Below are 22,978 nucleotides of genomic sequence, written 5' to 3' on the forward strand. Positions count from 1 at the left end.
TCCTATTTTAAAGTTTTTCTCAGTTTCCTGGAACTGATATTAACTTTTTATCTTTGTCTTTATTTTTTTCATTAGCAAATGATTCTTCAATACTTATTGGTTTTCTACCTGCTAAATTTGAATTCATATCCTTTAATTTCCCTTCGATTTCATTCCTGGGTCTTGGATCTGCAAGTCTTTCATTTCTTGCAGATAGCGGACTTTGGAAATTCATTCCTTCGAATGGATTAGCATAAGGATTTAATACAACTTCTTTTTTGGAAATTATTGATGGGTCAAATCCTGACTCACCTTTTCTTTCTAATCTATCTTGTTCTTCACGTTTCTCTTGTTCTAAAATTTCTAATTTCTTAGCTTCTAAAACTTGATCTACATGAATCCTTAGATTTGAATCTATTCCTGGATCATAATCCTCTTCTTCGTGATGGTCTTTTGCAAAACCAGGAAGTTGAGAAGAACTGTACGTATCTGTAAAGTTACTATTTGAAATTCCTGGAATGTTTCCAGTGAAGTTACTGTCTTCTTTATCATAAGTTAACATAACTTCATTTTCTTCTGGTCTTTCAAATATATCTATTGATACATCTTTCAACTCTTGTGTAAAGAAATCGTCAAGACTATTTTCCTTTTTGTTCTCAACAACAGGTTGCTGTCAAGAATTTTCTTGGAAATTTGCAGGCTCTTGGTAAGAATTTATTTGTGGAGCTTGCTGATATATTGGTTCTTGTTGATAACTCATTTGTGGTTGTTCATAAATCATTTGTGGTTGTGGTTGTTCAACAAATTGTTGAACATTTGCAACCACTTCTTGTTGATTCAATTGGGGTTTTGATTTAACTTCAGGTTCTTTTAAAACTATTGTGTCAGAAACTAAATAATCATAATTCTCAAGTATTTCTTCTATCTCATGAACATCTATATTTTCTTGTACAACTAATGTTTTGCAAGAAACATTAGGTATTTGAATTAATAAGTTTGAGATAAATTCATTTACAAACAACAATTGATTTGATTCTAAACTTTGAGTTCCACTTATAACTAGATTTAATTGCTCATTGAAGTTGTATGATTCAAACAATGAAACAAACTCTCCTACAAACATCCCTACAGGGTCAGCTGTAAGATTTAATTCTTCTAGTATGTAATCAACTTCGGAACCCGTTTTACCTCAATCAGTTGCTGCAAGGAATAAAGAAGTTCTTTCTCATAAAACCCTTTTATCATCTAAGCTTATAATTTCTGGTAAATTGTTTATAAATCTTTTTAACATGAATAGACAAGGAGAAGAATATAACATAACTTTTTCTAAATCTATTTCAATTAAATTTGCTAATTGCTTTTTATCAATTGATTCTGATTTATCTACTATAAGTACATTTTTACCTTCAATTTCACCATTGTGTAATAAATCAATGTATTGATCTGGTGTTATTATTTTTTCATTATATAGTTGTACTTCTTCTGTTTCAAAGAAATCATCTATTTGTTCATCGAATGATTTTTGAATTAACAACTCTTCTTCGTTAACAATTGCTTGATTGTTGTTGAATTGCATTTGTGGTTGATTAATTGGTGAATCAAACATTGGTGCTTGTTGCGGCTCAAAATTCATATTGTTTTGAGGTGCCATGTTTTCATTAAATGAAGGCATTTGTGGTTGAGGAGAACTAAATTGCATTTGTGGTTGATTCATTGGTGAATCAAACATTGGTGCTTGTTGCGGTTCAAAAGCCATAGAAGGTTGTGAATTATTCATTGGTGATCCAAATACTGGAGCAGAACTTATCGAACTACCAACGTCGTTTCCACCAAATTGTTTTTCAAAATCTTCCATTGTTCTATTAGAAGCTTGAGCCATTGGTTGTGAATTTAGTTCTGGTTCTGGTAGACTGTCAAAGTCACTATCCATTGCCATACCAAACGGAGGTACTTTACCTTGTTCTTTTTCACCAATAAGAGTTTTAATAAATGATGGAACAACAGCTTTATCATCTGCAAACCCCATTTGGGCTCCTAGTCTAGCGTATTTTTCTCTCTCTTTTTCAACTTCTTGGCGTTTTTTATCTTCTTCCTCGCGTTTTTTTCTCATCCTCTCGAATGGATTTACGTACATACTGGAACACCCCCTAAACTTAATGTAATTATACCACATTTTTTCAAATTTTTACCCCTATTTGATTGCAATGGTAGATATAGTTTGATATGATATATACTTTTTTTTAGTAGCAAATTTAATAAATTAAAAAGAAGAAGCTGTTAAATTGGCTTATAAATCACCTTTAAAAACCCCGTCTTTTCCTTTATTAACTTTTACAAACATATTATAACATAAAAAAACATAATATATTACACTAGTGTAATTCTAAAATCAAACTTTTTTAAATTTTAATGTATCAAAAAAACCCTTAAAATAAGGGTTTTAAAACAAATTTATTATTTTTCATTAAGTTTTTTGAATTTCACACCCAATATTATATAAATTGTTGCCAAGAAACTTAGACTTATAACAGTTTGAGAAATATACTTGAATCCACTCATTCATGGTTCTGGTATGCCGTTATTAATATCTCAATGACCGTAAGTACTTTTTAAATACTCAAATTCAAAGGCTTCACTACTTATTTTTATTTCTCCACTATTTCATAAATGAGTTATTTTTTGTGCCTCATGTGCTGAGTAAGCAATTATTATTAACACAAAAAGTATTTCTATCAATAATATCAAGAATTCCACTGCAAATGTACTTTTTGAACTTTTTCAATTTTGAATATATGCAACTGTAGAAATTAATATGTTTGATATTAAAAAACCAGAAACTATTATTGGTAAAAATTTAATTACAAAGTATGAGCCATTATTTGCGCTAGAAGTTGCTAATTCAGAAACTTCTGGAATACTTTTGTATAGATCTTTAATTATAAAAGTTCAACTCAACATAACATTCATTTGGGTATTAAATATAGACATATTGATTATATAAACCAATGGAGTTATAAAAACTATTGTTGTTCCTATAATTAATCAAAATAAAATGTTTTTTCTACTATTAAGAGAAAACTTATTAATAAATTCCTTAACCTTAGAACCACTAATACTTCTAGAAGGAGATTCAACTATTGTTTTATTTTCTTTTGATTTCTTCAACATAATATTGAATGTCAAAATTACTAAAATTATTTTGAAAATTGCCAACCATCAAGTTAGAGTGTCAGTCGATCATTTATATTTAAAACTTCTTCCTTCTTCAGGTGAATACATTTTTGTGAATTCATCAATCATTTTTTGAATTTCTTCATTTCCTTCAAAAAGCTTTTTATCTTTAATTCCTTGTTGAGATAAAAACTCAAATAAATTATAAAACTTTGAATATGAGTATTCTGATATCGAAACAAAAACTATACTCAATACAGCAAGAGCTGCTATTGAAATAATATATACATTCTTATAAACTTTATTAATTTTTAAACTTACAAATAAATTTAAAAAGGCAATCATAAGTATTCCAATAACAAATAAAGAAATAGATCCTCAGGCAAAAAATATTATTTCAAACTTAGAAGCCACAACATTTTTACCAAAGTATTCTTTAACAACAGATATATTGTTGAAGTAATATTCTAACGATGTATTTATATTAATTATTACCAAATAAGTAACTACCGGAACAATTAATATCGCAAAAAGAATTAACATCTTAAATGTTAATAATTTTTTATTTTTATATTCATCGATTAAAAAATCTTCTTTTAACTTATCCATGATTCTCCTTAGATTTGATTACGAATAATCTTCAATTATTTGAATAATCTTTTTTAAAATCTATATTATATTTTACTATCATTGTAGAAAAAATCTTTTCTAATTCTTCTTTTTGTTCAAAACCAAATTCGCACACTATTACAAGATTTTTATTTAAAGAAAATAAATAATCTAACTTTTTAAACAACTCTTTATAAAAATATATTCCTTGTTCGTCTGCATATAGTGCAAGATGAGGTTCATATTTATTTACAAACTCACCAACATTAGAGTCTCCCCTTATTATGTATGGAGGGTTTATTGTTATAAAGTCTGGAACTATATTTGAATCTTCAATGACATTTAAAAAATCAGAGCAATATATCTGCGCATCTTGATTGTGTTTTTTTAAATTAGTTTTAGCAACTTCTAAAGCCTTTTTTGAAATATCACTCATATACAAATTAACTTTAGGTTTTAAATTTTTTATAGTTATACCAATGCAACCACTTCCACAACAAATATCGAATAAGTTTTTATTCTCTAAATCATATTTCAATATTTCTTCAACTATAAGTTCTGTTTCTGGTCTTGGTATCAATACATTCTCATTTACAAAAAAATCATAATTATAAAAATATTTATTATTTAACAAATAAGCTAATGGCTTTTTGGTTTCTTTAAACTCACTTGCTATTTTTAAAAATAAATCTGATTCCTTCTTTGATAATTCTTGATCAATTACAAAGTTAAAATCAGATTCTTTTTTTATACTAATAATTATTTCTTTAAACTCATTTAATGTAAATAAACCAGGAACATATTGTTCTTTTAATTTATTTACGAACATTTACTAACCCTCTATGTGTTGAGTGATTAAGTTTTTTTGTTCATCATTAATAAGTTCTATGATTATTTCATCTAAGTTACCTTCCATCACTTGATCTAATTTATTTAATGTTAAATTGACTCTGTGATCTGTAACTCTGTTTTGTGCATAATTGTAAGTTCTAATTTTTTCACTTCTAGCACCAGTACCCACAGCATTTTTTCTTAAACTTGCTGCTTCACTTTGTTGTTTTTCAAGTTCAGCTTCATATATTCTAGCTCTTAATAAAGTCATTGCCTTATCTTTGTTATCGTGTTGGCTTCGACCATCTTGAGATGCCGCAACAATTCCAGTAGGTATATGAGTTATTCTTACTGCTGAATCTGTTGTGTTAATGTGTTGTCCACCAGCTCCAGAAGCTCTATATGTATCAATTCTTAAGTCAGCTGTTTTTATATCAACTTCAACATCACTAACTTCTGGAAGAACAGCTACAGTTGCTGTAGATGTTTGAATTCTTCCTTTAGATTCGGTTTTTGGAACTCTTTGAACCCTGTGACTACCTGATTCAAATTTCATTTTTGAATAAACTTTATCACCTTTTAGCATGAAAGAAATTTGACTGAAACCACCCGCAGATGATTCATTCATATCCATAACTTCAATCTTTCAATTATTTTTTTCTGCATATTTTGTATACAATCTGAAAAGATCTCCTGCAAATATATTTGCTTCATCTCCTCCTGCTGCCCCTCTAATTTCAAAGATAACGTTTTTATCATCGTTAGGATCTTTAGGAAGTAATAAAAGTTCAAGTTGCTCTTCTATTAAGACAATTGCTTCTTGAGCTTCTTCTAATTGAAGTTTAGCAAGACCTCTCATTTCTTCATCTTTTTCTGTATCTAAAATTTGTTTTGCCTCTTCAATATCTTGATCAACTTTTTTAAATTCTTGATACTTAGTAACAACTTCTTCTAAGTTAGATCTTTCTTTATTAAGTTCTGTAAGAAGCTTAATGTCTCTCAATGTATCTTCATTTTGTAATTGTTCATCAATAGAGTTAACTCTATTTTCCATTACATTTAAAGCTTCTAAAGTTTTTTTATTCATAACGTTCTCCTATTCTGGCTTAATGTAACAATGTCTACATCTTGCCTCATATTTTTTATTTGCAGAAATAACAATAATTGGTTCATCTGCTTTTGCGGGTTTACCATCTATTATTCTTTGTGTTCTATTTGCATTACCACCACATGAGTGACAAATTGATGTTAATTTATCAACATATTCAGCTTCTACTAAAAGTCTATCAACATTTTGAAATGGATTATTTTTAAAATCTTTATCCAATCCATTAACTATAACTATAACTCCAGAACAAGCGATTTGAGAAATGATATCTACAACATTTGTATCTAAAAATTGAACTTCATCAATTCCGATAATATCAATCTTTTCTTTTTCGTTTTCTTTTGTAAAAATTTCAAATAATTCTTTACTGTCTTTTACAGGTATTGATTCAATACTCATTCCTGAGTGAGAAAAAATATCTTTTTTAGAATATCTATCATCTATAAGTGGTTTGAAAACCAAAACATTTTGTTGACCATACTTATATCTTTTTAATCTTCTTATAAATTCTTCTGTCTTACCTGCAAACATACATCCTGTTATTAACTCTATTCATCCTCTTTTACTTTTTGGATTTATTCTATAGCTCATATTTTTTCCCCTTTAGTTTATTAAACCTTCTAAATCGATAATAAGTTTTTCTAAATCATTTCAACTATCCAACTTAGCTCCAGATGCAAGTTTGTGACCTCCACCGTTATAGTTAGTTGCAATTGAATTAATATTATAGTTTCTACTTCTAATTGACACTTTTACTTTTTCGCTTTGAGGTGTTTGATAAGCAAGTGCTCATATTTTTATTTCTTCTATTCCAGAAAGAACTGTTAATGCACTTTTAACTTCTTCTTCACCTAGGTTTAAATTTTCAAAAAAATCACTTGTTACTTTTATAAAAGCAACTTGATTATCTTTTGTAAATTCTGCCATCGAAAAAGCTTTGTTATGTCATTTTGCCAAGTCAAATTTTTTTAAAAACAAGTCTGAGTAGACCTCTGTTATTATAACACCAGCTTCTACAAGAATTTTTGCTGCCATGAAAGTTTTACCATTTGTTTTTTCAAAAAGAAATCTTCCAGAATCTGTTATTAAACCGTAATAAAGATAAGTTGCAGCTTTTTTAGATATTTTTAATTTTTGAGAATCAGCTCATAAAGTAACAACTTGAGTACAAGCTATAGCAGAGTCGTCTACTATTTTATTTTCAGAAAAATTATCAACTTCTATATGGTGATCAATCTTAAATACTTCTTTAACTTTATCTTTAAAACTAAAATCAACTCTTTCAAAATTGGCCACATCAACAGTTATAAGCAACGAAGAAGAAACTTTTTCTTCTGTTAGTTGGCTTTCATCTTCTTCTCTTATTCCTAAGTTTAATTTTTCACCAACAACATAAACTTTTTTGTTTTTAAAATTATCCAAAATAATTTCTCTTAAACCATATGCACTGCCTTGTGTATCTCAATCTGGAGAAACGTGTTTTGATATGATTATGTTTTCATAATTTTTAATTTTTTCAATTAACATTGTGTCAAAATTATTCATTTTGCTTCTCCTTATAAAACTTTTAAAATTGATTCTTCAGATATATATAGTTTAACTTTATCGTTTTCCTCATATTTATGTGTTGAGTAAAAATAAATTCTTAATTCATTTTCTTTTGTTATTACTTCATGCATGTTTAGATCTGCAAATTCTTTGTTAGCAGTAATTTTACCACTCAACTCTAGAATAGAATTTTTATTTTCTTTTTTGTTTGCATAAACCTTCATTGGATTAATTATCAATTGTCCAAACTCTTCAAACATTGTGCTTTGTATCTTTGTAGTTTCATGCATTGTTTCAAGTTTTTTACCATCATATTTATAATTGAATCTATTATTCTTTGCAAAGAATTCTCCACCATAAGTAGATCAATGTTTTTCTAATAAATCTTCTAATTTATTTTCTGAAATATCTTGTTCATTTATCAAGTAAATGTTTTTATCCATTTGAGGTATTTCATAAATACTTTCTTCAATAAAAGTTGATGAGAATTTTGAATCATACTTTGTTAGGTTGTCAATTACTTGTAATAATTCTTGTTTTTCTTGTGAACTTAATTTAGATAAGACATTATAAAAAACTAGGTTATATTGTTTTTTATATATAGCACTTAAAAGTTGGAATCATATTCCTTCCATTTTACTAATTCTTAAAGAAAGCAAACTAAATTCAAAACCTAACTCTGCAGCGGTTTCATCAATAAAATTAGAAGATTGTTTATAAATTGTTGATATTTTATTTTTTAGTTCTAATTTTTTAGTTCTAAATTCTTCTGCGTCACCTTTTTCACAATCATCATTTAAAACTCTTTTATGATACTTGTGCATAACTTCAACAATTTTACCCCTTAAAGTTATAGCTTCATCTGAAAGACCTTCAAAAAACATTTTTTCTTGTTTCTTTTTAAATTCAAATCTTTGATCATTAGAAGCTTTTCTTCAAACAAAAAGTTCATCTAAGTTTTTAGATTTCTTATCATAACTTTCTGATTTACTTAATTCAAAAAGAATTTGTTTTCTTAAGTTTTTGATTATGAAATTGTTTTTTGCAATTTTTCTTTTTACATCACTTACTTTTAAATCAATTATTCTTAATTGTTTTCTAGTTACAAAGTTTATTTGATGAAAATTTAATTCTTTGGCTAGTTTTTTCTTTTGTCTATCTTTTGATTTTTTAGCATTGTATTCACAAGTACACAATGAAGATAATTCCATAAAAGAATAAACCTTATCTCAAAGAGTTTGTAAAAAGGTTTGAACTAATTCTAAATTTTGAGTTTTTTCCACAAGGTAATAATAATCTTTTATGATAATTCTAATGTGTTCTTCTAAAGTACCATAATTTTTCAATAAGTTTTTATCATTGAATTCAACAATTTGATCAAGAAACTCAGAAACTCATTGTTCTTCTATCTCTACAGAGTTATCTATAAATTTAGAAATCATAGCTTCTATCTTATCTCTCATTTCTAAATCTGTTTTATTATTTTTTGAAGTAGAGAATGATAGGTAAGAATACTTTTCATTTATATAATTTATCTTTGCTTGACTGTAAAAATTTTTATTCAAAAGCAATGATGTATAAAGTCAAAATTTCTCTGGTCATTTTCTAAATAAGTTATTTGTTTTAATTAAAGCAACTTTTCTTTTTGTTCATTGCTTATTAACTTTGTCATAACCATCTATTTTAAAAACTCCTGTTTTAACTAAATATTTACCTTGTAGTATATTTTTAAAGTTTTTTCTCAAGTTTCTATCATGAGAAATAACAGCTGTTTTCTCAGAGTCTTTATTTTTGAAAGTTACACTTTTTGGTACTATTTTTCTGTTAACAAATTTAGCATTTTGTATTGTAAAACTCATATAAAAACCCCTCATAACTCTATTATTGTATAACATTTTGATTAAAAATAATAAAACTAGACCAATTACTAGTCTAGTTGTTTGTATTAAATTATTTTTTAGCTTCTTTTGATTTTTTTTCGTTTTCAGCTTTTTGAGCAACTGATGCTTTTTCAGCTTCAGCGATTTTTGCATCTTTTTTAGCAAATTTTTCTTTGAATTTTTCAACACGTCCTTCTGCGTTAGCGAAGTTTTGTTTTCCAGTGTAGAAAGGATGACAATTTGAACAAGTATCAATTCTTACTTCTTCACCTTTTGTTGATCCTGACATGAATTCATTGCTGCAAGTTGTACAAACAAATTTAGCTTCAAAATATTGTGGATGTATGTTTGCTTTTGGCATGTTTTCACCGTCCTTTATTTAAAGTCTTTCTAATACAAATTAAATAATACCATATTTTTTTTAAATGTTATTTAATTTAAGTTATTTTATTAAATAATTTAAATAAAAAAAACCTCTTGGAAGAGGTGTTTTTTACTATATAAATGCATTTGCTATAAAGTAAGCAATAAATACAACATTTAATACTCATACAACAGGATTAATTTGTTTAACTTTTCCAGTCGCAAGAGAACCTACAGTATATGCCATTATAGTCAAGGCAATACCATTTGCTATGTTATATGTAATTATCATAAACAATATTGAGAAGAACGCAGCAAGTCCCATTTCTGGTTTTTCTCATTCAATTCCTGTAATTGACTTGATCATTACAGTTCCAATAAATACTGTTGCAGCTCCAGTTATACATGAAGGCATCATTTGGAATATTGGGAAGATAGCTATGCTTAATAATAATCCTAAAGAAGTTACAATTGAAGCAAATCCAGTTCTTGCTCCTTGTGAAACCCCAACGCAACTTTCAGCATAACAACCAACATTTGATATTCCTGCAAATGAACCCACAACCGTTGCAGTTCCATCAATAAGAAGAGCTTTATGAGGAATTTCTGTTTCCACTCCAGACTCTCTTGTTATTTCAACATTAACAGCAGTGATTGTTCCTGTTGCATCAAAGAATGTTAATATTACAAACACAAATAAAGAAATATACATGGTTGGATTTGATCAAATTGCAACATTACCAATTTCTTTTCAAGTAGAAGAAACATTGAATCCAAACCCTTTGAATAGATCTAAATAATTTCATGCACTTGAGTCTCATTTAGCACTACCAAATGAATTTTGAATTGCTTGATCATTAATTGTATTTGCCAATATCGCTGCTATTATGAAACCAATCAACATCACAACAGCTACAGGTGCAAAGAATTTTTTAAAGTTTAAGAATATTGCAGCAAAAAGAACAACCGTTCCTAATATTATTGCTGGATACCACATTTTAAAATCATTTAGTTCTGCTATAGGTAGATTATCTTCACTTTTTTTAACTCATCCTATATTTGCTATACCAACATAAGCCACAAAGAAACCAATACCAACACCTATATCTAGGTGTAGAGATTTTGGTAAACTTTTAATAATGATTTTTCTTAACTTAGTTGCAGATATGATTGTGAATAAAACACCAGATATACAAGTTGCAATTAGCGCTCCTTCATAACCAACACCCCCACTTGAGTTGGCAACTGTAAATGTAAACATTGCATTTACACCCATACTTGGGGCAAGCGCTATTGGTACGTTTGCTATCATCCCCATCGCAAAAGTTGCAAGAAAAGAAACTAAAGCAGTCGCTAAGAATATACCATTCATATCCAAAGTAACTTTGCTATCATTTATACTTTGTGCATTACCTAAAATTCCAGGTTCTACAGATAAAATGTATATCATTGATAGTAATGTAGAAATACCACCAATTATTTCTTTTTTAAATGTTGTATTTAGTTTGCTGAATCCAAAGAATTTAGAAATAGAACTATTTGAAGCGATCGCTAAGTCTTTGCTTTTCTCTGCTTCAAAATTATTTTCATTTTGTTTTTTGTTATTCATTTTCGTCCTTTTCTATTAATTAAAGAGAATAAAAAATAGTTATAAAAATAACCTATTTTTTAAATTAAGTTGTAATTAACAGTCACTTGCTTTCGCATTTATGAATAAGAATATAAATAGAAATCATAGAGACTAGATAGGTCTAATCGTAGAGACACCAACCCAATATGTTGGCTTATACAAGATCTATTAATTACAATAATATTTTATAACTTTTTTAGGAATTTTAAAAAAATAAAAAAACCTTTTCAGGTTTTTAAACTTCAAAGACACTTTTATTAGTTAGTTTATCAATTTTTTCAAAATCACAAATCTTGTTTAAAATTTTAAGAATTGAATTAACTAAGGGACCTACTAAAAATGTAAAACATATAGTTCCTAGACCAAAATTTGTCATTAAGAAATCTGTTTTAGTCCCTTCCCCTTTGATGAATGGGAAAAACATAAATCCAACAGCAAGAATTGAAATATCTATAATTAATCTTCCTGCTGCATAGTTTAATTTTGTTAATCTTAAAAATTGAGTACATATATTATTAAATGGACCTAAAATTCACCCAGTTTTTACTCATAAAGCAGTTCCGATTACGAAACATAAAAATCCAGCAATAAATAATAAGTTTCTAAAACCAACACTTGAGATAATTATTCCATTATCAGTTTTAATTATTCCTTCAAGACCTTTTGAAATTTCCCCTATCAACAAAGGAACTGTAAAAGTAATTATAATATCAGCTATTATCATTCATACAAATAAAACTCAAATTGACTTTTTTTTGCTGTTTTTATAATCATCTATTGATGGTTTTATCGCAAAACCAATTGCTATTATTATAAATATGATATATAAAGTTGCTAAAGCTGTTCCATATATATTTCTAATATCATTAATAAGACTACCATCTGCTGCATATGGTATTTTTAAAGCTAATATATTATAAAGTGTTCAGTCAATTTGACTTCCTCCAACAGCTGGTTGTTGATATAATGCTAATCCAAAAGCACTTATTACAACACCTGCTGAAAATAGAAAGAATTTTATTAAGTTAGACAATCATTTTTGAGAGATGTTTTGACTTGTCTCTTTAAATCATTTTTTCATAAAAATTTATACCTCTTCTCGATTTGATTTTACACAAAAAAAATAGGTTAAAAACCTATTTTTCATATTTAGTTTTTAAAGCTTCAGCTCCACCTTGTTCGTATTTTTTAACTCAGTTTCTTAGAGAAACAACACTAACATTTCTTGTGGGTGCAAATTGAGTTGCAGTAACCCCACTGTTTTTGAAATCTTTTATAATTTTAATTTTTTCATCAACTGTTAAGTGCATTTTCTTATCTCCCTAATACTTATTAATACAAATTAGTTTAAACTATTTAGCTTTACCTTGACATCCAAATACTTTTGTTAAGTCTAAGAATGTTTGTTTTAAAGCTTTGAATCCAGGTGCTAATAATTTACGTGGATCAAATCCTTTTGCTTCATCATCTAAGTCTTTTTTAGCTTCGATGTATTCTCTTGTAGCATCTCTAAATGCTAATTGTAATTCTGTGTTAACATTGATTTTTGAAATTCCTAATTTAATAGCTTTTTCAACTTGGTCTTGAGGAATTCCTGAACCACCGTGTAATACCATTGGTAATTTACATGCTTCTTGTAATTCTTCTAATGTATCAAATGATAATGATTTTCATCATTCTGGGTATTTACCGTGAATGTTTCCAATTCCAGCAGCTAACATAGTAATTCCTGTAGTTGCCATTTCTGCTGCTTGGTTAGGATCTCCTAATTCACCTTCACCAACAACACCATCTTCTTCTCCACCAATTGATCCAATTTCAGCTTCAACTGAAACTTCGTGAGCATTTGCAAAGTCCATTAATTCTTTAACTTTAGCGATGTTTTCTTCGTATGGTAAGTGTGATCCATCAAACATAACTGATGAGTATCCACCTTCTATACATTTTTTAGCCATTTCAACTGATTGACCGTGGTCTAAGTGTAAAGCAACAGGTACAGTAATATCTAATGCATCTAATAATCCATTAACCATACCTACAACAACTTTAACTCCACCCATGTATTTTAAAGCTCCTTCTGAAGTAGCAATAATAACTGGTGTGTTTGATTCTTGAGCCGCTTCTAAGATAGCTTTAGTTCATTCTAAGTTGTTTATGTTAAAGTGTCCAATTGCATATTTGTTTGCATGTGCATCTTTAACCATTTGTGTAGAATTAACTAATTTTGAATGATAAATTCTTGACATATTTCTATTTCCTCCTATAAAGATTTTTTATACTTTAAGATTATACCCCTTTTATTTTTAGTTGGCTAAAATTTTTGTGGGTTTCTCATTATTTTTAAATACTTTACTTGTAGAATAAAATCTTTTAGTTGAAAAGTAAACAATACAAGCAAAAAATGTATTTACGCTATATTGGATAGAATCTATAATTGCTTCTAATATTAAAAATGATTTATCAAATAGAATATAGGTAAATAAAACATATACAAATACTCATAAGTAACTTATAAATATAGTTATATATATTGGAAGGATTTTTTTAAGAACAGTAAAAGTAATCCCTATTAGTAGTTTAACTAAAATTGTTACCGGAATGTAAACCACACCTCCTGCATAAACATCTGTTAAGACACCAGATAAAATAGCAGAAAATATAATAAGAAATGGATTCAAAAGATTTAAAAAGACTAAATAAAATATATCTGATATTTGAAAGACGTTCTCTCCACCAAAATTAGATAAAGTAACTGTTATTACACCTAAAGAAAACATGATTGCAGTTATAACGCCACAAGTAGCAATATCTATGGTTTTAATTTTTTTCATTCATATCACCTAATTTGATTTTAGATAAAAAAAACAAAAAATAGTTTTATTTTTTGTTTATTGCATTTATAAATCCCATGAATAATGGATTTGGTTTATTTGGTCTTGATGTGAATTCTGGGTGGTACTGTGCTGCCACAAAGAAATCATTTTTTGGATACTCTATTATTTCAACAAGATCTTGTTCTGGGAATAAACCAGAAAAAACAATTCCATTTTCTTCAAAAGCATTTCTATAAGCATTATTAAATTCATATCTATGTCTGTGTCTTTCAACAGCAACATCTGATTTATATAATTCTCTTGCTATAGTTCCTTCTTTTAAAGAAGTAACGTATCTTCCTAGTCTTAATGTTCCACCGATGTTTTCTCTATTTTTACCTTCCATAATATCAATTATTGGATTTTTTGTATTTGGATCTAACTCAGTTGTATGAGCATCTTTTAAATTCATAACGTTTCTTGCAAATTCTATACAAGCTATTTGCATTCCTAAACAGATTCCTAAATAAGGTATGTTGTTCTCTCTAGCATATTGAGCAGCAAGTATTTTACCTTCAACACCTTCTTCACCAAATCCTCCAGGAACAAGTATTCCAACAGCATCTGATAATTCTTCTTTAAGGTTTTTTTCTGTAAGTTTTCTTGCGTTTACTCAATGAATCTTAATTTTTTTATTAACTTCATATCCTGCAAACTTTAAAGATTCTATAACAGATAAATAAGCGTCGCTAAGTTCAACATACTTACCAACAATGTGAACATTTATTATTTCTTTTGAGTTTTCAATGTTATTAACAAGTTTATTTCAATCATCTAAGTTTGTATTTTTTAAATCTAATCCTAATTGTTTTGCAGCAATCTTGTGTAAATTACCTTTCTCAACAACTAAAGGAACCTTGTAAATTGAATCACTATCAGGACATTCAATTACGTTTTCAACAGGTATACTACATAAAAGAGAAATCTTGTCTTTAAGTTTTTGATCAAATTCCATTTCAGATCTAGCAACAATAACATCTGGTTGAATACCCAAACTTAATAGTTCTTTAACTGAGTGCTGAATTGGTTTTGTTTTAAACTCACCAGATACTTTTAGATATGGTAAAAGAGCAACGTGAACGAACATTACATTATCTTTACCTTTTTCCATTCTTACTTGTCTTAGAGCTTCTAAGAAAGGTTGAGATTCTATATCCCCAACAGTTCCTCCAACTTCTGTAATTACTACATCAGCTTGGCTTTCTATTTCTGCTTTATAAATTCTTTGTTTTATTTCGTTTGTAATGTGAGGAATAACCTGAACAGTTTTACCACCATATTTACCATTTCTTTCTTTTTCTAAAGCTTCATAGTAAATTCTTCCAGCAGAAGTTGAAGAGTTTTTTGATAAATTAACATCTATGAATCTTTCATAGTGTCCTAAATCTAAATCAGTTTCTCCACCATCATCTGTAACGTAAACTTCTCCGTGTTCGATTGGGTTAATTGTACCTGGGTCAATATTTAAGTATGGATCAAATTTTTGCATGAATATTTTTAATCCACTATTTTTTAAAAGTACACCCAAAGAACTTCCTGTTATTCCTTTTCCTAAACCAGAAACTACTCCACCTGTAATAAATATATGTTTTGCCATAAAATAAATCTCCTTCAAAAAATAAAAAGTAGTCAATAAAAACTACTTATAATTAAGTTAAATTTTAATAATCATCCTCATCGTCATAATCATCTTCATCCATGTCGTCATCGTCGTCATCGTCTAAAGTTGAGTCAATTGAATCATCATCTGGGTTTTGGTCTAGTAATTTTTTTATTTTACCAACACTTTCTCCAGTGTCGTCATCAAAAGTATCTAAACCAAGGATTGATTCAGCGTCTAAATCTTCAAATTCTTCTGTTGTTTCAAATTTATCAACATATTCATATTGTTTTTTAACATCATCGAATTTAAGGTATTCTCTTAAACCTCATTTACCATCTGATGTTAGTGCGAATCTATTGTCTAGAACTAAATCACTGTAAAGTTCGGCTATGATTTCGTTTTTGCTATCGTTGTCTCCGCTTATTTCTTTTGAAATAGTATTTCAAATATCTTCAAATGAAGCATTATCTTTGCATTCATTTAAATAATCATAAGCTAAATTAATTGGTGATAGTTTAGTCATAACATTTCCTCCATAATTTCTATTCTACATTATACATTAGGAAAAATATAAACTTTTTTTACATTATTTTTTCAATCTATATTTAATATTTCTGATATATCCTTAAGATTACTTAGTTTATCATTTTTTAATATATATATTGTTTCGTCTTTTTTACCATTTTGATCTTTATAAATAAATATATCTTTTATAGTTATTGAATCAAAATAATATTCACTTTGACCTTTAAAGTTTGATTTCATTTTTTCAAATCCTTCTTGAGTCAACTCAGAAGAGACCTTTAAGAATTTTCTATTTAACAATCTGTTTGAAAGGTCTTTTAGTATTTCATCTTCTTCGTCTTTTAATAATTTAAAAATATCAAACATACTGTAGTCATCAAGATAAATATATTTGTCTAAAGGCATAGCTTTTTCTTCGAATACTTCTTTAAATAACTCAGCAGTGTCTTTATTTTTAAAATCATAACCACTTAAGTATAAATCTTTAAATCTTTTGAATCACATTTTAAATGTGTTATCAAAAGCTGTAGAAATTTTATGTTCATATACTTGTTTAAACATATGATATCTACCCAATAAAAAGTTTTCTATAGCATTCATAGTTTTGCTTGCAAAAACTATTTTATCATCATGAATTTTTGCATTTCTTATTATTCAATCAATATCTGGTTTTGAATAATTAACACCAGCTCCAATTGAATCTCTTTGTAAATAATCTAATCTATCTGCATCTAATTGACTAGACACAAGTGAATTAACAACCTTATTTTTATGTCTACCTTCTATAACAGAAACAACCTCTTCTGGATCAACTCCGTGCTCTAAAAGAACTTTATTAATTTCAGTATTCCCTTTGATTAGATCAACAGTATATTCTTCGTGATGTCTTGTAGAAACTAATTCAAAAGTATGTGAGAATGGTCCGTGACCAATGTCGTGCAATAGACCTGCTATTTTTAAAACTCTTTTATCTTTATCTGAAATGTGTTGGTTAATTTGTTCATTTTCTAGAAACTTACAAATAACATGATAAACACCAATACAATGTGAAAATCTTGTATGATTTGCACTTGGGAAAACAAACTGCCCTCCACCTAGTTGAATTATTCTTCTTAATCTTTGAAACTCATTTGTATCAATTAGATCAGTGAAAATTTTATCTTCGATATAAATTTCTCCATGAACATTATCTCTTATGAACTTTTCCATATTGCACCTCTTATCTAATGCTATTTATATTAGCTAGAACTTTTTCTTTACCGATTAAAGAAATTGTTTTAGCTAACTCAGGACCATGTTCACTTAATGTAGTGTAAATCCTTACAGGCATAAATAAATCTCTACCTTTTTTCTCAAATTTAGTTCCAACTTCTTTTATTAAAGCTTTTATATTATCTTCATTAAATTCTGAAATATTTTGAATTGATTCTTCTAAGAAATTAATCATTTCTTTTAAGTTACCAAATTCATTTATAACTTCTTTTGTTTTTTCATCAACTTGTTTTTCAAAGAATATATCTAGATGATCGTTTATTTGAGAACCAAACTCAAGTTCTTTTTTAAATAAAAGAAGTACTGAATTAATTCAATCTTCTGATTTACCTTCTAAATTAAATTTATTTTTATCCACAAATTTAATTACGAACTTAACAAAGTCTTCTTCTGACATTTTTTTAATTCATTGACTATTAATTCATTTCATTTTAACCATATCAAATGTACTTGGTGATTTACTAAATCTTTTCTCATCAAATATTTTAATAAGTTCTTCTTTTGTAAAGATTTCTTGTTCATTGTTTGGGCTTCAACCTAAAAGTGAAATGTAATTGAATATAGCTTCTGGTAAGTAACCTTGTTCTCTGTACTGAGAAATAAAGAATACAGCATTACCACTTCTCTTAGATAATTTTTTCTTTGTATCATCAACTATTAATGTTAAGTGACAAAATGTTGGTTCTTCTCATCCAAATGCTTCATATATCATACATTGTCTTGGTGTATTTGATATATGTTCTTCTCCACGAACAACGTGAGTTATTTTCATATCAAAATCATCTATAACAACTGCAAAATTATATGTAGCTATTCCATTTGATTTAAGAATTACAAAGTCTCCAATTTCTTTTGAATTGAATTCTACTTCTCCACGAACAACATCATTTATTTTATATATTTTGTTTTCTGGAACTTTGAATCTAATGTTATATAGTTTTGAATCATCTTCTATTGGATTGTTTAAGCATTTTCTATTATATTGAGTGGCAACAATTCCTCTTGCCATTTGTTCTTCTCTATCTTTTTCTAATTCTTCAGGAGTACAAAAACATTTATAAGCTTTCCCGTCTGTAATTAATTTTTCAGCATACTCTTTGTAAACTTCAAATTTTTCAGATTGCATATATTTACCAAAACCATCTTTAGGTGTTCTAAAAGATTCATCTGGTAATATTCCTAATCATTCCATGTTATCGAATTGTGATTCGATTGCTCCTTCAACATTTCTTTCAACATCAGTGTCTTCAATTCTTAAAATGAAATCACCATTGTAGTGTTTTGCAAATAAATAATTCATCAAAGCAGTTCTAGTATTTCCTATGTGTAAAAAACCAGTTGGGCTTGGAGCATATCTTAATCTAAATTTGTTCATATTATTTTACCTCACCTTTATAAATAGCTATGTTGCAATAACTTGTAATTAAATTTGGAAAGTTTCCTTCAGTTGTTGTTGCTTTAATAGATATTTGATCCAAGTCAACACCAATCAATTTTGAAACATTTTCTTTTATGACAGATTTTCATTCTGTTAACTTAGGAGAATCTAATTCAATTAGTATATCGATATTTGATATATGAAATTCTTTATCTTTTAACTCTTTTAATGCATCTTGAACCATTAATGAAGAATTAAAATTCTCTTCCATATTTTTTGGATTATAGTTTTGTCCCAGATCTTCTAATCCTAGAGATCCAAAAATTGCTTCTGCAAGTGAATGAAATAAGACATCACCATCACTATATGCTTGAACACTTTTGTTAGATGGTATTTTAATACCACCCAAAACTACCTCACTACCTTCAATAAGGTTGTGTGTGTCTTTAGAAAATCCTACCTTGAATATCATATTTACTCCTTTTAACAAATTGATTATAAAATAAAAAACGATTTATAACTAATTAAGTTAGTAAATCATTCTTTTTTTATCTATTAAATTTAAAGAAACAAACATCTCCATCTTGGACGATGTAGTTTTTTCCCTCAAGTTTTATTTTTCCACTATTTTTTAAAGCTTGTTCATCTCCTAATTCAAAGATATCTTCACATTTATAAACATCAGCTTTTATAAATCCTTTTTCAAAATCTGTATGAATTATTCCAGCACATTGAGGTGCTGTTGAACCTTCTTTAAATTGTCATCCTCTTGCTTCTTGTGGCCCACAAGTGAAATAAGTTTTAAGACCAAGTGTTGAATAAGCAGCTCTTATTAATTGTTCCAAACCAGAAGTTTCAATACCAGCTTCTTCTAAGAAAACTTGTTTGTCATCTTTATCTAATTCACTTAGTTCTTCTTCTATCTTTGCAGATATTTTAACAACTGGTGAATTACATGATGCTCCATGTTCTTTAACTAATTGAACATATTTGTTATCTTCTCTAACTTCATCTTCTCCAACGTTTGCAACATAAATAAATTGTTTTGTTGTTAATAATTGGAAAGACTTAATAGCTATTTTTTCTTCTTCATCGAACTCTAACTTATTCAATAATTTACCATCAGCTAATTGTGCTTCTAATCTTTTTAGTAAGTTATATTCAAATACTGTATCTTTATCTTTTCCAGATTTAAATTTTGGTTCAACTTTAGCAATTCTTTTTTTAACACTAGCTTCGTCTGCCAATATTAATTCTAATTCTATTATTTCAATATCTCTTATTGAATCAACACTACCTTCAACGTGAGTAATTTCTTTTGAATCAAAACATCTGATAACTTCACATATAGCATCTGTTTCTCTAATATTAGCTAAGAAAGCGTTTCCTAACCCTTCACCTTTACTTGCTCCTGCAATTAATCCGGCAATATCTACAAATTCGATTGTAGTGTATATAGTTTTTTTAGAACTAAATATGTTTGCCAATTTATCTAATCTTGAGTCAGGCACTTCAACTACACCAACGTTTGGTTCTATAGTTGCAAATGGATAGTTTGCTGCTTCAACTTTTGAATTTGTTATTGCATTAAATAAAGTAGACTTACCAACGTTTGGCAGTCCTACGATTCCTACTTGTAATCCCATATTATTTTTCGCTTTCTATTTTTTTAATATTTTTAATAAGATTTTCTTTACTGAATTCAATAATTAAATTCTTATCAATGTTAGATTGTAATTTATATATTGTCCCTGTTCTTAAAACTGTTCAAAAATCTGTTTTACTAGGGTGACTCTTTTTTAAATATATTTTGTCTCCAATATTAATCGTCATCTGTTAATCCTAATAATTCCAATACTCTGTTTAAGTCATCATCATTTGAATATCTAATTGTGAGTTTACCATTATCAATAGTAACTTTAGTTCCAAGTCTTCTCATCATTTTGTTTTCCATATAAACAACTGATGGTTTTTTTACTGAAGATTGTTTTTCTGAACTTGAGATATTGTTACCTTTAATAAGTTGTTCAACTTCTCTTGCTGTTAAATCCTTTTCAATTATTTGTTTAAATATTGAATCCAATAGGTTTTCATTATTAACAATTGATAATAATGGTTTTGCTTGTCCCATTGTTATTTTTCTTTGCAACATAGCATCTTGAACTTTTTGAGGTAAGTTTAAAAGTCTCATAATGTTTGCGACATGCGATCTTGATTTACCAACTCTTGAAGCAATTTCTTCTTGTTTCAATTTTAAGTTTGTTGCCAATTGTTTATAAGCAACAGCTTCTTCAATATCAAGAAGATCTACTCTTTGAATATTTTCAATAATAGCAAACTCTTCCATTTGACTTGATGTTAATTCTAAAACAATTGCAGGTATTTGTTTTAATCCAGCAATCTTAGCAGCTCTAGTTCTTCTTTCACCTGCAATTATTTCATTTTTATTATTAATAATTACTGGTTGGATTATTCCATGAAGTTTAATTGATTCTGCTAATTCATTTAATTCTTCGTCTTCAAAAGTTTTTCTAGGTTGGTATGGGTTTGGAATTAGTAAGTTAACATCAACCATAGTTTTGCTGTTGTTAGCTTTGTCTTTATCATTTTCAATAACACCAATTATGTCTGAAACTGATTCACCAAAGATATCATCTAGTCCTTTGAAATTATACTTTCCTTTAGTTTTGGCCATTTTCTTTTAGCACCTCTTTTACAAATTCAATGTAAGCAGTTGAACCTGCTCCATTTTTATCATATTCATAAATTGATTTACCTTCCATTGAAGATTCAGAAATTTTAATATTTCTTGGAATAACTGATTTATAAACTTTTGGTCCAAATGTTTTCATGATTTCTTCTAAAACATCGTGAGCCAATCTAGTACGTGAATCAAACATTGTCACAAGAACACCTTCAATAGTTAATTCTGGGTTTAATGTCTCTTTTACTTTTTTAATTGTTCTTAATAATTGAGCAACCCCGTGCATAGCGTAGTGCTCTGCTTGAATCGGTATTAATACTGTGTCTGAAATTGCTAATCCATTTCTGTTTATTAAACCTAAACTTGGTGGACAATCTATTATTATAAAATCATAATTATCTGTTATTTTTTTAATTTCATCTCTTAAAACATTTTGATTATTTGTTTTTTGTTCTAATAAAATTAAGTCTACTGCAGCAACGTCGATTGAACTTGGAGCTAAATCGATGTTTGGTTTAATGTCTTTTATTATTACTTCTGATAGTTCTTTTTCACCAACAAAAACATGGTACATACTTAATGTGTTGCTATCTATCTCAAAACCAACACCTGTTGTTGCGTTGAATTGTGGATCCATATCCATAAGTAATACTTTTTTATTTGCTAATGCTAAACCACAAGCTAAATTTACTGATGTAGTTGTTTTACCAACACCACCTTTTTGATTTGAAACTGAAATTACTTTTGCCATAAATTACCTCTCATAATGATTATTATATCTTAAATATATGCTATTTTCCTAATGGTCTTTTTCTTATTTGACTATAAAGTCTTGGATATTCTTTAGGAGTTTCATTATCTTTTATATAAAAGAGATTATTTCTTTCACCAAGTATATCATCTTGTAACTCTTGTCTATTATTTAATGATAGTCCTATTTTTTTCTCTTGACCGTTAAGTTCTTTTATTTCATTGTTAACATTTTTCGCTTTTAAACAAATGAATGTACCATTTACTTTAAGTGCTTGAATACCAACTTCTAAAAGAATATTTAATGGTGCCATAGCTCTTGAAATTATCACATCAAACTTTTCCTTATTTTCTAAACTATATTCTTCAGCTCTAACATTTAGAGTTCAAACATCTTTTAAATTAAGTTCTTTTATAACTTTGTTTAAGAAATTTATTTTTTTCCCATTTGATTCTACTAAATAAATCTTTGAAGTAGGAAACATTATTTTTAACACCAAACCAGGAAAGCCAGCTCCTGTACCAATATCTAATATTGATAATCCTTTTGGATCAAACTCATTTGTGAAAATTAATGAGTCATAAAAATGTTTATCTATAATTTCTTGATCTTCAGTAATAGCTGTAAGATTATGAATCTTATTTTCTTCTTGAAGAATATTTTTGTATTTAATTAGATTTTCTTTTTGTTCTTCATTAAGTTCAATTTTTAAATCATTAAATCTATCTCAATTCATAATACCTCCATATAAAA

23 protein-coding genes and 1 riboswitch are annotated in these 22,978 nt (G+C 27.8%); all 23 genes read right to left on the bottom strand.

All coding sequences use genetic code 4. From position 1 onward, the window contains the following. Positions 1-7: 7 nt before the first annotated feature. The 23 genes from AACL10_RS04505 to rsmG all read right to left on the bottom strand — a co-directional run bounded on the left by AACL10_RS04505 (position 8) and on the right by rsmG (position 22,961). Positions 8-2,113, bottom strand: coding sequence for a hypothetical protein (locus tag AACL10_RS04505; RefSeq protein WP_338984993.1), 2,106 nt, complete (start codon positions 2,111-2,113; stop codon positions 8-10). Between the two features lie 320 nt (positions 2,114-2,433). Further along, complete coding sequence (locus AACL10_RS04510) at positions 2,434-3,759, bottom strand: hypothetical protein (protein ID WP_338984995.1); 1,326 nt, start codon at positions 3,757-3,759, stop codon at positions 2,434-2,436. Next, complete coding sequence (gene prmC, locus AACL10_RS04515) at positions 3,752-4,588, bottom strand: peptide chain release factor N(5)-glutamine methyltransferase (RefSeq protein WP_338984997.1); 837 nt, start codon at positions 4,586-4,588, stop codon at positions 3,752-3,754. Before prmC ends, AACL10_RS04510 begins: the two co-directional genes overlap by 8 nt. A gap of 3 nt (positions 4,589-4,591) precedes the next feature. Continuing rightward, a complete protein-coding gene (prfA, locus tag AACL10_RS04520; RefSeq protein WP_338984999.1) occupies positions 4,592-5,677 on the bottom strand; it encodes a peptide chain release factor 1 in 1,086 nt (361 codons plus the stop codon). 9 nt (positions 5,678-5,686) lie between these two features. Next, a complete protein-coding gene (locus tag AACL10_RS04525) occupies positions 5,687-6,289 on the bottom strand; it encodes a thymidine kinase (RefSeq protein ID WP_338985001.1) in 603 nt (200 codons plus the stop codon). 12 nt (positions 6,290-6,301) lie between these two features. Beyond that, positions 6,302-7,243, bottom strand: a complete 942-nt coding sequence (locus tag AACL10_RS04530; protein ID WP_338985003.1) for a bifunctional oligoribonuclease/PAP phosphatase NrnA — start codon at positions 7,241-7,243, stop codon at positions 6,302-6,304. A gap of 11 nt (positions 7,244-7,254) precedes the next feature. Then, positions 7,255-9,105 carry a hypothetical protein gene (locus AACL10_RS04535; protein ID WP_338985005.1) on the bottom strand — a complete coding sequence of 617 codons (1,851 nt, stop codon included), beginning with the start codon at positions 9,103-9,105 and terminating at the stop codon, positions 7,255-7,257. A 91-nt stretch (positions 9,106-9,196) separates the two neighbouring features. Next, a complete protein-coding gene (gene rpmE / locus AACL10_RS04540; RefSeq protein ID WP_422398124.1) occupies positions 9,197-9,487 on the bottom strand; it encodes a 50S ribosomal protein L31 in 291 nt (96 codons plus the stop codon). 135 nt (positions 9,488-9,622) lie between these two features. Then, positions 9,623-11,098 (bottom strand): NCS2 family permease, encoded by a 1,476-nt coding sequence (locus AACL10_RS04545; protein WP_338985007.1) that lies wholly within the window; start codon positions 11,096-11,098, stop codon positions 9,623-9,625. Between the two features lie 106 nt (positions 11,099-11,204). Further along, positions 11,205-11,301, bottom strand: a riboswitch (purine riboswitch). A 53-nt stretch (positions 11,302-11,354) separates the two neighbouring features. Continuing rightward, a complete protein-coding gene (locus AACL10_RS04550; RefSeq protein WP_338985009.1) occupies positions 11,355-12,200 on the bottom strand; it encodes an SPE_1075/MLC_0560 family membrane protein in 846 nt (281 codons plus the stop codon). Between the two features lie 55 nt (positions 12,201-12,255). Next, positions 12,256-12,429: a helix-turn-helix domain-containing protein gene (locus AACL10_RS04555; RefSeq protein ID WP_158637913.1), complete on the bottom strand. Its 174-nt coding sequence runs from the start codon at positions 12,427-12,429 to the stop codon at positions 12,256-12,258. Positions 12,430-12,471: 42 nt separating this feature from the next. Further along, positions 12,472-13,365: a class II fructose-1,6-bisphosphate aldolase gene (gene fba / locus AACL10_RS04560; RefSeq protein WP_338985012.1), complete on the bottom strand. Its 894-nt coding sequence runs from the start codon at positions 13,363-13,365 to the stop codon at positions 12,472-12,474. A gap of 57 nt (positions 13,366-13,422) precedes the next feature. Continuing rightward, positions 13,423-13,950: a hypothetical protein gene (locus AACL10_RS04565; protein WP_338985015.1), complete on the bottom strand. Its 528-nt coding sequence runs from the start codon at positions 13,948-13,950 to the stop codon at positions 13,423-13,425. A gap of 46 nt (positions 13,951-13,996) precedes the next feature. Beyond that, positions 13,997-15,589, bottom strand: a complete 1,593-nt coding sequence (locus AACL10_RS04570; protein ID WP_338985017.1) for a CTP synthase — start codon at positions 15,587-15,589, stop codon at positions 13,997-13,999. A gap of 64 nt (positions 15,590-15,653) precedes the next feature. Then, positions 15,654-16,118 carry a DNA-directed RNA polymerase subunit delta gene (gene rpoE, locus AACL10_RS04575; RefSeq protein WP_338985019.1) on the bottom strand — a complete coding sequence of 155 codons (465 nt, stop codon included), beginning with the start codon at positions 16,116-16,118 and terminating at the stop codon, positions 15,654-15,656. A gap of 29 nt (positions 16,119-16,147) precedes the next feature. Continuing rightward, entirely contained in the window at positions 16,148-17,329 is a 1,182-nt protein-coding gene (locus AACL10_RS04580; RefSeq protein ID WP_338985021.1) for an HD domain-containing protein, read from the bottom strand. Between the two features lie 10 nt (positions 17,330-17,339). Further along, positions 17,340-18,767, bottom strand: a complete 1,428-nt coding sequence (gene gltX, locus AACL10_RS04585) for a glutamate--tRNA ligase (protein WP_338985023.1) — start codon at positions 18,765-18,767, stop codon at positions 17,340-17,342. Position 18,768: 1 nt separating this feature from the next. Continuing rightward, positions 18,769-19,242, bottom strand: a complete 474-nt coding sequence (gene ispF / locus AACL10_RS04590; protein WP_338985025.1) for a 2-C-methyl-D-erythritol 2,4-cyclodiphosphate synthase — start codon at positions 19,240-19,242, stop codon at positions 18,769-18,771. A 76-nt stretch (positions 19,243-19,318) separates the two neighbouring features. After that, entirely contained in the window at positions 19,319-20,416 is a 1,098-nt protein-coding gene (ychF, locus tag AACL10_RS04595; RefSeq protein WP_338985026.1) for a redox-regulated ATPase YchF, read from the bottom strand. A gap of 1 nt (position 20,417) precedes the next feature. Continuing rightward, positions 20,418-20,603 (bottom strand): DUF951 domain-containing protein, encoded by a 186-nt coding sequence (locus tag AACL10_RS04600; RefSeq protein ID WP_338985028.1) that lies wholly within the window; start codon positions 20,601-20,603, stop codon positions 20,418-20,420. Next, positions 20,593-21,465, bottom strand: a complete 873-nt coding sequence (locus AACL10_RS04605; RefSeq protein ID WP_338985030.1) for a ParB/RepB/Spo0J family partition protein — start codon at positions 21,463-21,465, stop codon at positions 20,593-20,595. The genes AACL10_RS04600 and AACL10_RS04605 overlap by 11 nt, the downstream gene beginning before the upstream one ends. After that, positions 21,452-22,225 (bottom strand): AAA family ATPase, encoded by a 774-nt coding sequence (locus AACL10_RS04610; RefSeq protein WP_338985032.1) that lies wholly within the window; start codon positions 22,223-22,225, stop codon positions 21,452-21,454. The genes AACL10_RS04605 and AACL10_RS04610 overlap by 14 nt, the downstream gene beginning before the upstream one ends. Before the next feature lie 40 nt (positions 22,226-22,265). Further along, positions 22,266-22,961, bottom strand: a complete 696-nt coding sequence (gene rsmG, locus AACL10_RS04615; RefSeq protein ID WP_338985034.1) for a 16S rRNA (guanine(527)-N(7))-methyltransferase RsmG — start codon at positions 22,959-22,961, stop codon at positions 22,266-22,268. Positions 22,962-22,978 lie beyond the last annotated feature (17 nt).

This window comes from Spiroplasma endosymbiont of Diplazon laetatorius, assembly GCF_964019625.1.
Classification (GTDB): Bacteria; Bacillota_I; Bacilli_A; order Mycoplasmatales; family Mycoplasmataceae; genus Spiroplasma_A.